This window comes from Pseudomonas sp. HMWF032, assembly GCF_003060885.1.
Classification (GTDB): Bacteria; Pseudomonadota; Gammaproteobacteria; order Pseudomonadales; family Pseudomonadaceae; genus Aquipseudomonas.
In genome coordinates, this window is record NZ_QAIG01000013.1 from 472,619 (window position 1) to 485,236 (window position 12,618).

The 12,618-nt window shown below is 62.9% G+C and carries 11 protein-coding genes; 9 read left to right on the plus strand and 2 right to left on the minus strand.

Translation table 11 applies throughout. The features are described 5' to 3' along the window. Positions 1–56: 56 nt before the first annotated feature. On the minus strand, positions 57–491 hold the full coding sequence (locus tag DBR00_RS19915) for a BLUF domain-containing protein (protein ID WP_108489013.1): 435 nt from the start codon (positions 489–491) through the stop codon (positions 57–59). Between the two features lie 200 nt (positions 492–691). Between DBR00_RS19915 and arsS the strand changes: the two genes are divergently transcribed. The 9 genes from arsS (at position 692) to DBR00_RS19960 (ending at position 11,333) form a co-directional block, all read left to right on the plus strand. After that, on the plus strand, positions 692–1,660 hold the full coding sequence (gene arsS, locus DBR00_RS19920; RefSeq protein ID WP_218276657.1) for an arsenosugar biosynthesis radical SAM (seleno)protein ArsS: 969 nt from the start codon (positions 692–694) through the stop codon (positions 1,658–1,660). 10 nt (positions 1,661–1,670) lie between these two features. After that, positions 1,671–3,062 carry a sodium:solute symporter gene (locus DBR00_RS19925; protein WP_108489015.1) on the plus strand — a complete coding sequence of 464 codons (1,392 nt, stop codon included), beginning with the start codon at positions 1,671–1,673 and terminating at the stop codon, positions 3,060–3,062. Further along, positions 3,062–4,030, plus strand: coding sequence for a hypothetical protein (locus DBR00_RS19930; RefSeq protein WP_218276651.1), 969 nt, complete (start codon positions 3,062–3,064; stop codon positions 4,028–4,030). The genes DBR00_RS19925 and DBR00_RS19930 overlap by 1 nt, the downstream gene beginning before the upstream one ends. Beyond that, entirely contained in the window at positions 4,023–6,164 is a 2,142-nt protein-coding gene (locus DBR00_RS19935; protein ID WP_108489017.1) for an FAD-dependent oxidoreductase, read from the plus strand. Before DBR00_RS19930 ends, DBR00_RS19935 begins: the two co-directional genes overlap by 8 nt. Continuing rightward, entirely contained in the window at positions 6,161–6,868 is a 708-nt protein-coding gene (locus tag DBR00_RS19940; protein WP_108489018.1) for a DUF3047 domain-containing protein, read from the plus strand. The genes DBR00_RS19935 and DBR00_RS19940 overlap by 4 nt, the downstream gene beginning before the upstream one ends. A gap of 57 nt (positions 6,869–6,925) precedes the next feature. Further along, positions 6,926–7,999, plus strand: a complete 1,074-nt coding sequence (locus tag DBR00_RS19945; protein ID WP_108489019.1) for an FAD-dependent oxidoreductase — start codon at positions 6,926–6,928, stop codon at positions 7,997–7,999. A gap of 361 nt (positions 8,000–8,360) precedes the next feature. Next, positions 8,361–9,845 carry a methyl-accepting chemotaxis protein gene (locus DBR00_RS19950; RefSeq protein WP_371920686.1) on the plus strand — a complete coding sequence of 495 codons (1,485 nt, stop codon included), beginning with the start codon at positions 8,361–8,363 and terminating at the stop codon, positions 9,843–9,845. A 121-nt stretch (positions 9,846–9,966) separates the two neighbouring features. Continuing rightward, positions 9,967–10,650 carry a type 1 glutamine amidotransferase domain-containing protein gene (locus DBR00_RS19955; RefSeq protein ID WP_108489020.1) on the plus strand — a complete coding sequence of 228 codons (684 nt, stop codon included), beginning with the start codon at positions 9,967–9,969 and terminating at the stop codon, positions 10,648–10,650. 26 nt (positions 10,651–10,676) lie between these two features. Next, entirely contained in the window at positions 10,677–11,333 is a 657-nt protein-coding gene (locus DBR00_RS19960; protein ID WP_108489021.1) for a cupin domain-containing protein, read from the plus strand. On the opposite strand, the gene DBR00_RS19965 is transcribed toward DBR00_RS19960, so the two are convergent. Beyond that, on the minus strand, positions 11,330–12,559 hold the full coding sequence (locus DBR00_RS19965; RefSeq protein ID WP_108489022.1) for an NADH:flavin oxidoreductase/NADH oxidase family protein: 1,230 nt from the start codon (positions 12,557–12,559) through the stop codon (positions 11,330–11,332). The genes DBR00_RS19960 and DBR00_RS19965 overlap by 4 nt on opposite strands. Positions 12,560–12,618: the final 59 nt, after the last annotated feature.

Here is a 12,618-nt window from a genome sequence, read left to right on the forward strand (position 1 = left end):
TGCGCCAGGGCTCAGGGTGAACACGGCTCGCCTGGGCGAGTTGACGCTCTGGAATTCTAGCTGAGAACTGGCGTTTTGATTGCGCTGACGGTCTCACTCAGCTCCAGCAGCAGACCGGTAATTTGCTCCGCACTCATGTTGAAAGGATCAAAACGATCACTGGCCGAATATTTCAGAAACAACTCGCGATTCGCCTGCTTGGCACCGGCCCAGCCCATGCTCCAGGTGCTGTAGCGGCGCACGTTGATTTCGGCGTAGTCGAGGATGGTCAGGTCTTTGTGCCGACTGTCATCGGCCAGCCGGTTGTACAGCGCATTCACCTCGCTGCGTGGGCCTTCCAGCGCCTGCAGGAAGCTGTCGGCGTTGCAGCAGAGCATGCCGGTCAGGCCTTTGCTCGGGTTGTTGCGCTGTGAGCTGTCGAGAATGTCACGGATCAGCTCCGCCGACACGCTGTGACTGGCACGGCTGGCATACGTGAGGCGTACAAGCATGATCGAGCCCTCAAAGACGGTAAAAGAAGATAAGGACTGTAATTGTGCAATACCTGTACAAGTGTTGTACAACTTATAAGGCGTAATTCTTGTTTACACCTGTGTAACAAAAGCAGTCGAGCACTCTCTATAGTGGCGACCAGACGCCGACGACGCCCAATCAGTCCGCCTACCCTTAGAGGGATCCTACCGTGCACGCCATGCTGCCCCTGCTCGACCAACTGGCCTTTCCGGCGATCCGCCGCGGTCAACTGGAAGCGCTGCAGATCAACCTGACCTACCGCTGCAACCAGCGCTGCCTGCATTGTCACGTCAATGCCGGGCCGACGCGCACCGAGGCCATGACCGATGAAAGCCTGGCGTTGTTGCATCAAGTGATCGACGCCCACCCCGTACACACCCTCGACCTCACAGGCGGTGCGCCGGAGATGCACCCACGTTTTCGCGAGATCGTCAGCCACGCGCGCCGCGAAGGCCTGCGGGTGATCGACCGCTGCAACCTGACCATCCTCAGCGAGCCGGGGTATGCAGACCTGGCGCAGTTTCTCGCCGACCAAGGTGTGGAAATCAGTGCCTCGCTGCCCTGTTACTCGCGCGATAACGTCGACAAGCAGCGCGGTGATGGTGTGTTTGATGCCAGCATCCGTGGCCTGCAACAGCTCAATGCCCTGGGTTACGGCCAGCCGGGCAGTGGCCTGATCCTCAACCTGGTGTTCAACCCACAAGGTCCAAGCCTGCCGCCGCCACAAGCGGCGCTCGAAGCCGATTACAAACGCCGTTTGGCCGAAGATTTCGGCATCGTCTTCAACCACCTGCTGACCATCACCAATCAACCCATTGCACGTTTTGGCAGCACCCTGGTCAGCAAAGGCCAGTTCAATGGCTACATGCAGTTGCTGCGCGACAGCTACCGGCCGGAAAACCTCGAACCATTGATGTGCCGCAGTCTGGTCAGCGTCGACTGGCAGGGCTACCTGTACGACTGCGACTTCAACCAGATGCTCGATTTGCCGCTGCAGTTGCAGGGCCAGCTGATCGGCCGCGAGCGCGCGCACCTGCGTGACCTGCTGCTCGCCAGTCTGAATGGCAACCCGATCGTCACTCGTGATCATTGTTACGCCTGTACGGCTGGGCAGGGTTCCAGCTGCGGCGGCTCACTCACTTCCTAAGGATCGAAGCATGCAACCAACCAGTCTGACCGGGCTGTTTTTCTGGGGTTTTCTTGTGGTCTACGGCGTGCTGATGTTGGCGCTGTCGCCGCGCGCGGTGACCCTGGGCGGCTTCTTCAATGGCGAGGACAACCAGGGCCGCAGCGCCAGCCCGTGGTTGATCACTTCCAGCATTTTTATCAGCTGGATCTTCGCCAAATCGGTGACCAACGCCGCCAATCTGGGGGCCACTTATGGTCTGGTCGGCGGCCTGGCGTATGCCATGTACTGGTTGTCGATCCCGCTCACCGGTTTCGTCATCTACCGCCTGCGCCGCCGTTACGCGGCCACCGGGCTGGTGAGCTTCCTGAGCAGCCATTATGGCCATGGCGCAGCGCTGGCGTTCTCGGCGGCGATCCTGATCCGCCTGTTTAACGAGGTGTGGAGCAACACCGCGGTGGTTGGCGGCTATTACGGTGACTCGGGCAGCTTCAAATTTATCGCCGCCGCCCTGCTGTTTACCGCCGTGACCCTGGCCTACAGCCTGCGCGGCGGGCTGCGCAGCTCGATCATTACCGACGCGGCGCAAGCGGCGATCTTCGTCATTGCGCTGGTCTGGGTGCTGGGCATGGTGTTGCCGCAGCACTCGCCCCGCGAGTTGGCCAGCACCAGTCATTGGGCGTTGAGTGCTGGCGTCGACCTGCTGCTGGTCGCCGGCTTGCAAGCCTTCAGCTATGGCTTCCACGACCCGGTGCTGACTGATCGCGGCTTTATCAGCGAAGAAAAGTCCATGCGCCGCTCCTTCCTGATTGCCGGCATTCTCGGTTTTATCGCCATTTTCGCCTTCAGCCTGATCGGCGTGCATGCCCAACTGCTGAGTGTGCCGGCTTCCGACAACGTGCCGGCCGCGCTGGCGAAAACCATGGGGATTGGCGCGCTGTTGCTGATGACCGTGGTGATGGTCTCCGCCGCCGGCTCAACCCTGGACTCGACCTTCTCCAGCCTGGCCAAACTGGTCGGCCGCGAGCTGCCAAAACTGGCCGGCCGCGATCTCGGGCAGAAAGCCATTGGCGTCGGGATGGCGGTGATGGTGGTGTTTGCCCTGCTGGGTAACCTGCCGATGATCGCCGGCACCGACATTCTCAAGGCCACCACCATCAGCGGCACCATGGTCATCGGCCTGGCCCCGGTATTTGTTCTGCATGGCCTGACCACGCCAACCCGCCTGGGTTTTCATCTGAGCTTCTGGACCGGTCTGGGCCTCGGTGTAGCCCTGACCCTGAACTGGATTCCGCAGAGCTGGGCCATCGGCGACGGCAAGTACGCCCTGCTGCTGGGCACCAACCTGTATGGCCTGGGCCTCTGTGTGTTGGGCTACCTGCTGCCGGGCTGGTTGTCGCGCCGCCCGCAACGGACAGCTTGATGCGCGCCGGTCGCGATTGCCCGCTGGATTACCGTTTGCGGCGCGAGGCCTTTGCCGCTGAGCCGCTGTTTGCCTGCGACACGCTGTATGTGGCCGGTGGCCTGTATGGCAACCGTCAGGCCTTGGCGGCCCTGCAGCAGCGTGTGGCCAGTGAGCCGGGCGCGCGCCTGGTGTTCAACGGCGATGCCCACTGGTTTGACGCCGATGCTGCGATTTTCCAACAGATTGAGCAGGGCCTTGCGGACCATATGGCGCTGCGTGGCAATGTTGAAACCGAACTGGGTCGTGCCGATGACAGCGGCGCGGGCTGCGGTTGCGCCTACCCGATGAGCGTGGATGAGGCCGTGGTCGAGCGCTCCAATGCCATCCAGCAGCAGTTGAAGCGCACCGTGCACGGCATCCCCGGCATGGCGCAATGTTTGGCCACACGGCCCTGCACGGCGGTGGTCAGCGTGGCGGGGCAACGCGTGGCGATCAGCCATGGCGACGAGCAGTCTCTGGCGGGTTGGAGTTGTTCGCGTGAATCGCTGTGCGAGACGGCGCGTCAGCACGAGCTGGACCAATGGTTCGCCGCGCAGAACATTCAGGTGTTGGCCACCAGCCATACGTGCGCGGCGGTGGCGCTTAACCTGACGCACGGCGCGTTGATCAATAACGGCGCGGCCGGCATGAGCAACTTTGCCGGCGGTCGTTATGGCCTGGTCAGCCGCATCGCCCGTACGCCCCACCCGGCTGCGCTCTACCGTGCCGAGCGCGACGGGGTGTTTATCGAGGCGCTTGCATTGAACTACGACCACGATGCCTTCCTCGCCGATTTCGACCGCCAGTGGCCAGCCGGCAGCCCGGCGGCACTGTCCTACCGTTCACGTATTTTGGGTGCTGTGGCCGACCAGCCGCAGCATGCCCTACTGGCCGGCTTTAGCCTGTGCCACAGCCTGTGCGCTCTGGAGGCGCTGACTGATGAATAGCCGTAAATTGGCCTTGATGGGCGTGATTCTCGCCTTGCTGGGCAGCTTCTTTGTGTTCGACGTTGGCCAGTACCTCAATCTGGAGGCGCTTAAAGCACAGCAGGCGGCATTGAATGCCCAGGTAACGGCGCAGCCCTGGCTGGCGGCCGGGGTGTTCTTCCTCGCCTATGTGGCGGTCACGGCATTGTCCTTGCCCGGTGCGGCGTTGATGACGCTGCTGGCCGGTGCGCTGTTCGGCCTGCTCGAAGGTTTTATTCTGGTGTCGTTCGCTTCGACGCTGGGGGCCACGTTGGCCATGCTCAGCAGCCGTTTTCTGCTGCGCGACTGGGTGCAGAGCCGCTTTGGGCAGCGCTTGGCGGGTATTGATGCGGGCATTGAGCGTGAAGGCGCGTTTTATCTGTTTGCCCTGCGTCTGGTGCCAGTGTTCCCGTTCTTTTTGATCAACCTGGCCATGGGTCTGACCCGGCTGCCAGCGCGCACCTACTGGTGGGTGAGCCAACTGGGCATGCTGCCGGGCACGTTGGTGTTCGTGAACGCCGGGCGTGAACTGGGCAAGCTCGATTCGCTGGCCGGCATTCTTTCACCAGGGCTGCTCGGTGCCTTTGTGCTGCTCGGCGTATTCCCGCTGATCGCGCGCAAGCTGCTGGGCCTGATTCAGGCGCGGCGGGTGTACGCCGGTTGGGATAAACCCAAGACCTTCGACCGCAACCTGTTGGTGATCGGCGCGGGTGCCGGTGGCTTGGTCAGCGCGTACATCGCGGCGGCGGTAAAAGCCAAAGTCAGCCTGATCGAAAAACACCAGATGGGCGGCGACTGCCTGAACACCGGCTGCGTGCCGTCCAAGGCGCTGCTGCGTTCGGCCAAGCTGGCCAATGAGCTGAAGAAAGCCCCGGCGCTGGGGTTTAGCGGTGTGCACGGCACGGTGGATTTCCCGGCGGTGATGGAACGGGTGCAGCGGGTGATTGCTGACATCGAGCCGCACGACTCGGTCGAACGCTACACCGGCTTGGGCGTTGAAGTGATTCAGGGGCAGGCGAAAATCCTCTCGCCCTGGAGCGTGGCGGTCAACGGCCAGACCCTGACCAGCCGCAACCTGATTATCGCCGCTGGCGCACGGCCGCTGGTGCCGAGCATTCCGGGCCTGGATCAGGTGCGCACGTACACCTCGGACACCATCTGGGGCCTGCGCGAACAACCGCGCTGGCTGCTGGTGCTGGGCGGCGGGCCAATCGGCTGCGAGCTGGCGCAGGCCTTTCAGCGCCTGGGCAGCCAGGTGATTCAGGTGGAACTGGCCGAGCGCTTATTGCCGCGTGAAGACGCAGACGCCAGCGCGCTGGTGCTCAACAGTTTGCTGGCCGATGGCGTCGACGTGCGCCTGCAACACCGGGCGGAACGCTTTGAAGTGGTCAACGGCGAGCAGCGCATGATTGCCCGCCGTCAGGACACCGGCGAAGAAGTGACCATCGCCTTTGATGGCCTGCTGCTGGCGCTGGGCCGGGTGGCCAATGTCAGCGGTTATGGCGTTGAAGAGCTGGGCCTGACCCTACGCCCCAACGGCACGCTGGAAACCGACGAGTACCTGGCCACGCGTCTGCCCAATGTCTTCGCCGTGGGCGATGTCACCGGGCCTTATCAATTCACCCATGTGGCGGCGCACCAAGCCTGGTACGCAGCGGTGAATGCGCTGTTTGGCAGTTTCAAACGCTTCAAGGTGGATTACCGGGTCATCCCGCATTGCACCTTCACCGACCCGGAAGTGGCCCGGGTCGGCCTCTCGGAGACAGAAGCGCAGGCCAAGGGCATTGCCTATGAAGTGACGCGCTACGGCATCGACGACCTCGACCGCGCGATTGCCGACGAAGCCGCCCACGGCTTTGTCAAAGTGCTGACCGTGCCGGGCAAGGATCAGATCCTCGGCGTGACCATCGTCGGCGAACATGCCGGCGAATTGCTCACCGAATACGTGCTGGCCATGAAGTACAACCTCGGGCTGAACAAGATTCTCGGCACCATCCACAGCTACCCGACCATGAGCGAGGCGAATAAATACGCCGCCGGTGAATGGAAGCGCGCGCATGCCCCGCAGGGCCTGTTGCGCCTGGTCCAGCGCTTTCATGCCTGGAGGCTTAAGTGAGGCGCATCGGGCTGCTGGCCACGCTGTTGCTGGCGCCGTTGGCGCAGGCGGAAAACGTGCTGAGCCCCTGGACAGCCGGGCCACCAGCGGGCGAATGGTCAACGCCGTGGAAGCTGGCGGATATCCCCAAGCTGAAACCCTCGGCGCGCACGCTGGTAGAGCTGGACGGTCAGCCCGTGCTGCAAATCAAGGCCGATGCGGCAGCGGGTGGTTTGCTTCATCCGCTCGATTTGCCCGGCGATCAACCCTGGCAACTGAGCTGGCAATGGCGCACCGAACAGGCCTTGGATCAGGCCCGTTTTGCCACCCGAGAAGGCGACGACTACTCCGCACGCGTTTATGTACTGCTGGATTACCCGCTGGATTCGCTGAGCTTCGCCACGCGGCAGAAGCTGCGTCTGGCGCGCACCTTCTTCGATCCCGACCTGCCGGCGGCGACCCTCAGTTATGTCTGGGACAACCGCGCCGCCCCCGGCACCCATGCACGCAGTGCCTATACCGAGACGGTGGAGATGATTGTGCTGCGCGGCCCGGAAGCAGCGCTGGGCCAGTGGCAGCGCGAATCGCGCGACCTGCGCGCCGATGCCATTGCCGCTTTTGGCAGCGCACCGCGCAAAATCCTCGGCGTGGTGTTTGCCGCCGACAGCGACAACACCGGGGAATCGGCGCACAGCTATTTTGCTGCGCCGCAGTTGCAACGCTAACGGGGCTGAGCACATCCAGTACCATAAGGGCCCCGTTTTCATGATGGATACGCGCGATTGAGCACTCACTACGACCTGCTGTTGATCGGCGCCGGCCACGCCCACCTGGGTGTGCTGCGGCGCTGGGCCTTGGTCGAACGGCCACCGGGGCGCATTGCCTTGCTCAGTCCGGGGCCGGAGGCTTGGTATTCCGGCATGTTGCCCGGTTTGCTGGCCGGGCGGCATCGGGCGGAGGACTGTCAGGTCGAGTTGCTGGCGCTGTGCCGTGCGGCCAAGGTTGAGTTGATCATCGCGCCGGTTGAAAGCCTGTCCGCCGCGCAACAGCTGGTGCAAGTGGCGGACGGCCGTACGTTCAGCGCGCAATGGCTGTCGCTGAATGTCGGCGCGGGCATCCGCACGCCGGCGCAGCAGGGCAGCGCCATGCAGTTGCTGGCAGTCAAACCTTTCGATGAGTTTCTGCAGGGTTGGCAGCGCTGGCAGGCGCAGCCTGAACCTGTGGCGATTCTCGGTGGCGGTGCAGCGGCGGTTGAACTGGCGTTGGCCGTGGCCGACAAGGTGCCGCAACTGGCCCTGTTCTGTGCCGGTCATCTGCTCGATGGCTTGTCGCCTGGCCTGCGTTTACGCGCCCTCGGCCATCTGCGCCAACGCCGGGTGCAGGTGCGTGAAGACTGTCCCATAAGCCAGATCAACGGCGACAGCTTGTTGAGTGGCACTGAACCCGTGTGGCGCGGTTTACGCTTGCTGTTGGCCAGCGGCGCGGCGGCGTGGCCGTGGCTGGCGCACAGTGGTCTGGGGTGTGATGAGCAGGGCTTTGTTTTAGTGGCGCCCACGTTGCAGAGCTACACCCAGCCCAGCCTGTTTGCTGTGGGCGACTGCGCCAGCCTGCCGGGTGCGCGCAAAAGTGGGGTCTATGCGGTGCGCCAGGGGCCGGTGCTGGCGTTTAACCTGCAAGCGGTCCTGCGTGGCCAGCCACTCAAAGCCTATCGGCCGCAGCGTCATACCCTCGCCTTGCTGGCCACTGGCGATGGCGGCGCGCTGATGGACTGGTACGGGCACAGTGCCGGCGGCCAATGCCTGGGTCGCTGGAAAGACCTGCTCGACAAGGGGTTTATCCACCGTCACAGTTTTTGAACGGCCCACTGATCCGGCAGCAGGGCGGCCGTTGTTAATTCAGGTGCGAGCAACGTGTCCTGGCCCTGGCTGGACTTGGGTGTTCGAATCAGGCTGTTAAGCGAAGTTGGCCGCCAGGAGCGACACCCGCTATGGTCTATAGAATTAACGACGATGGCCGCTTGCCCGGCCAATTGTCCGCATCATCAGGGCGAGTTACGAGCTTAAATAGTCTGGCGGTGCGCCGCGGGCTGTTTCTGGTGTTAGCCGCGCCAGAATAAAAATAACGAGGTTTGTCATGCGCTCTGCGTTTATTACCTACCCCAAGGCCTGCGCGCTGCATGCTCTGGGTCTGGCCGGGTTGATGGTGGCATACCAGCAGATGCAAGTACCCTGGTTTGTCAGCGTCCCGTCCTTTTTGCTGCTGGCCTTGTGGCCGTGGCTGGGGCCCTGGCAGCGTCAGGATGAAGGGGTGCCAACGGCGACCCAGGCCGACGATGAGTTTGTTGGTATCAGCCAAAACCTGTCACGGCACACCTGCCATAACGCGCTGGCTTCTGCCGAAGTGGCCCATGCCGCGCATCAGGTGGCCGGCAAGCTGCAATCGCAATTGGGCGCGACCGAGCAAATCAACCACGCCGCTGAAGCCATTATTCAGACCGAACAGAACACCGCTCAGCGCGCCGAACACACCCTGCGCGCGGCCCAGAGCGTGCGCGAGAACTGCGCCAGCGGTCAGCACGACCTGCGTGAGGCCATCAGCGCCATGCAGCAACTCAGTGCGCAAACGGCCACCAGTCGCGAGCTGATTGACGGCCTCAGCAGCCGTACCGAACAGATCGAGAAAGTCACCCTGGTGATTCAGGCCATCGCCAGCCAGACCAACCTGCTGGCGCTCAATGCGGCCATTGAAGCGGCCCGTGCTGGTGACCTCGGCCGTGGCTTTGCCGTGGTCGCCGATGAGGTGCGCAACCTGGCGGGCCGCACCAGCAGCGCCACCGAAGAAGTCGGGCAGATTGTCAGCGACATCCGTCAGCAAAGTGCGGCGGTGGTCAGCCACATGCAACAGCAGGCCGAGCAGTTGACCCGCGCGGCGCAACAGGTTGAGCAAACCGGCGAGCAACTGCAGCGCATCGCCAGCCTGGCCGAAGAGGTGGAGGAGCAGGTCGGGCAGATCGACACCGGCACCCGCCACAACCACGAACGCCTGGCCGAACTCTCGGTGGCCGTCGGTCAGTTACGCGGCGACGTCAGCGACAGCGCCACCCAGACACAGCAGCTCAGCCAGGCCGCCGAGCGTTTGGTCGGCGAAGCTGAGTACGTCAGCGAGCAACTCGCCGAAGTCGGGCTGGCGAGTTATCACCAGCGCATCTATGACCTGGCGCGGCAAGCCGCCGTGCAGATTGCCGCGCAGTTTGAGGCCGATCTGGAGCGTGGTCGCATCAGTCAGAGTGACCTCTTTGACCGTACCTATCAGCCCATCGCCAATACCTTTCCGGCCAAGTACAAAACCCGTTTCGACAGTTATGCCGATCAGACCCTGCCGGCCATTCAGGAGCCGCTGCTCAGTCAGCACGAGGGGCTGGTCTTCGCCATCGCCTGCACCCCGGAAGGTTATGTGCCCACGCACAACAATGCCTTCAACCATCCACCCTGCGGCGACCGTGCGGTGGATATCCTCAAAAGCCGCAGCAAGCGCCTGTTCAATGACCGCACCGGCATCCGCTGCGGCAGTCACCAGAAGCCGCTGCTGTTGCAAACCTACATGCGTGACACCGGCGAGCTGATGCATGACCTGTCCGTACCCATCATGGTTCAGGGTCGGCATTGGGGCGGCATTCGCCTGGGCTACAAGCCAGAGCTCTAATGGCCCGACCATGCCTGGCCGTGATAGGCACCATCACGGCTTTTGAATTATCGCCCGCGGCCAACGCACGTAAGCTGCCGCTCTCTTTGATCATCACGGCCTGCGCCCCAAGGAGTACACCATGAAGATTCTGCTGGTACTGACCTCACACGACCAACTGGGCAACACCGGACACAAAACTGGCTTCTGGCTGGAAGAGTTCGCCTCGCCTTACTACGTGTTTAAGGATGCTGGCACCCAACTGACTCTCGCCTCGCCCAAGGGTGGCCAGCCACCTTTGGATCCCAAAAGCGACGCCCCTGATGCACAGACAGCCGCTACCGAGCGCTTCCGTGCTGATCCGGCAGCGCAACAGGCGCTGGCCAACACCGTGCCGCTGAGCCAGGTGAAGGCAGATGATTTCGACGCCGTGTTCTATCCAGGCGGCCATGGTCCACTGTGGGATTTGGCCGAAGACCGTACCTCCATCGCACTGATCGAACACTTCCAGGCACAAAACAAACCGGTGGCGGCGGTCTGCCACGCTCCGGGTGTGCTGCGTCATGTCAAAGCGGCCAACGGTCTGCCGCTGGTCAGCGGCAAGAAAGTCACCGGTTTTAGCAACAGCGAAGAGGCTGCGGTACAGCTGACCGACGTGGTGCCATTCCTGGTGCAAGATATGCTCATCGCCAACGGTGGCCATTACACCAGCACGAACGATTGGCAGAGCCATGTAGCGGTAGATGGCCTACTGATCACCGGGCAAAACCCGGCCTCATCGGATGCCACCGCCGACGCGTTGATCCACCTGCTCAAGCAGGCCTGAAGCAGACGGAGTGAAGGGGGGCGACCATGCAACTGAATGCCGACTTTAGTCAGCGCGCCCTGATCCGTGCTGCCGACAGCCCCTGGGTGGCCTCACCCATGCCAGGGGTGGAGCGGCGCATGCTGGACCGTATCGGCGATGAGGTGGCACGTGCCACCAGCATCGTGCGTTACGCCGCAGGATCGCACTTCAGCGCGCATCACCACCCCGGCGGCGAGGAGTTTCTTGTGCTCGAGGGGGTGTTCTCCGATGAGCGCGGCGATTACCCGGCCGGCACCTACGTACGTAACCCCATCGGCAGCCATCACGCGCCCTTCAGCCGCGAAGGCTGCACCATCTTCGTCAAATTGATGCAGTTCGATGTGGCCGATGACCAGCCTGTGGTGATCGACAGCACCCAGGCGCAATGGCGGTCCGGCCTGGTGCCGGGCTTGCAGGTGTTGCCGTTGCACCAGCACGGCACCGAGCACGTGGCGCTGGTGCGTTGGGCCCCCGGCACCTACTTCAATGCCCACCGGCATTGGGGCGGCGAAGAAATCCTGGTGCTTGAAGGCACCTTTCAGGACGAGTTCGGCGACTACCCCGCGGGCAGCTGGCTGCGCAGTCCGCACCTGTCACAGCACACGCCGTTCAGCGAAGCCGGCTGCCTGATCTGGGTGAAAACCGGGCACTTGCCCGATTAACGGCCTGCGGCCATCAAGCGTTTGTAATGGCGGGTACGTCGCGCACTTTTCAGCTGTTCCAACACCAGCGCGCGTAGCGGCGAGACCCCAGCGTGGGTGTGCTTGCCTAGGCTGAGCTGGCGCAGTTGAAACTTCACCACGGCCATGTAAGCCAGGGAGGCAAACGCCTTGTTCTTCCAACGGATTGCCGGCAGTTCGGCGTGGCTCGCTTGCCCAGCCTGCCAGTGTTTGGGCAGCGCTGGCTCAATGGCCAAGGCCGTGGCTATCCCGGCCATGGCCACGCCGCTGGCCAGCACCTGTTCGACCACTGGCAAACGACGAATCCCACCGGTGACCATCACCGGCATCGTCGCCGCAGCGGCAATCTCACCGGCGAACTCCAGAAAGTAGGCTTCACGCGCGAGGGTGCGGCCATCACGGGCATCGCCCTGCATGGCCGGCGCTTCATAGCTGCCACCGGACAGCTCGACCAGATCAACCGCCAGCTCATTGAGCAGTTGAACCACCTGCTTGGCATCGGCCGCGTCGAAGCCGCCACGCTGAAAGTCCGCCGAGTTGAGTTTGACCGCCACGCAGAAGCTGGGGGCCACCACAGCCCGTACCGCCTTGACCACTTCCAGCAGCAGGCGTGCGCGGTTTTCCAAAGGGCCGCCCCAGCGGTCGCTGCGTTTGTTGCTGAGCGGCGACAGGAATTGGCTGAGCAGATAACCGTGCGCCGCGTGGATCTGTACGCCGGTAAAGCCGGCCTGTTCGGCCAGCTGTGCAGTGCGCGCGTAGCGCTGAATCAGGTCCTGGATTTCTGCTTCATCCAGCGCCTTGGGCACGGGGAACATTTTCGACAGGCCACCCAGCTCCAGCGCGACCGCTGACGGTGCTACGGTCTGCTGGCCAAGGTTGGCCTGCATTTGCCGGCCGGGGTGGTTGATCTGCATCCAGACCTGCGCACCCTGCGCCCGGCTGATGCGCGCCCACTCGCGGAATTTATCCAGCTGGCGCGCATCTTCCAGCACCACGCCGCCGGGGCCGGTCATGGCGCGGCGGTCGACCATCACATTGCCGGTGATCAACAGCCCGGCACCACCCTCGGCCCAGGCTTGATAGAGGCGCAGCAATTCAGCAGACGGGCCTTGGCGGGTATCGGCCAGGTTTTCTTCCATCGCCGCCTTGGCAATGCGATTGGGGATGACAGTACCGTTGGGCAGGTGCAGCGGTTGGAAGGCAGGCATGGCGTACTCCGAGGTAGCAGGTGGAGCAAGGCTAAGGTTAAAGTCAACTTTAAGGTCAA

Bases quoted from the DNA above. Each gene is read 5' to 3' on its own strand.
- DBR00_RS19965 (WP_108489022.1), bottom strand. From the start codon at position 12,559: ATGCCTGCCTTCCAACCGCTGCACCTGCCCAACGGTACTGTCATCCCC.
- DBR00_RS19925 (WP_108489015.1), top strand. From the start codon at position 1,671: ATGCAACCAACCAGTCTGACCGGGCTGTTTTTCTGGGGTTTTCTTGTG.
- DBR00_RS19955 (WP_108489020.1), top strand. From the start codon at position 9,967: ATGAAGATTCTGCTGGTACTGACCTCACACGACCAACTGGGCAACACC.
- DBR00_RS19930 (WP_218276651.1), top strand. From the start codon at position 3,062: ATGCGCGCCGGTCGCGATTGCCCGCTGGATTACCGTTTGCGGCGCGAG.
- DBR00_RS19915 (WP_108489013.1), bottom strand. From the start codon at position 491: ATGCTTGTACGCCTCACGTATGCCAGCCGTGCCAGTCACAGCGTGTCG.
- DBR00_RS19950 (WP_371920686.1), top strand. From the start codon at position 8,361: ATGCAAGTACCCTGGTTTGTCAGCGTCCCGTCCTTTTTGCTGCTGGCC.
- DBR00_RS19935 (WP_108489017.1), top strand. From the start codon at position 4,023: ATGAATAGCCGTAAATTGGCCTTGATGGGCGTGATTCTCGCCTTGCTG.
- arsS (WP_218276657.1), top strand. From the start codon at position 692: ATGCTGCCCCTGCTCGACCAACTGGCCTTTCCGGCGATCCGCCGCGGT.
- DBR00_RS19960 (WP_108489021.1), top strand. From the start codon at position 10,677: ATGCAACTGAATGCCGACTTTAGTCAGCGCGCCCTGATCCGTGCTGCC.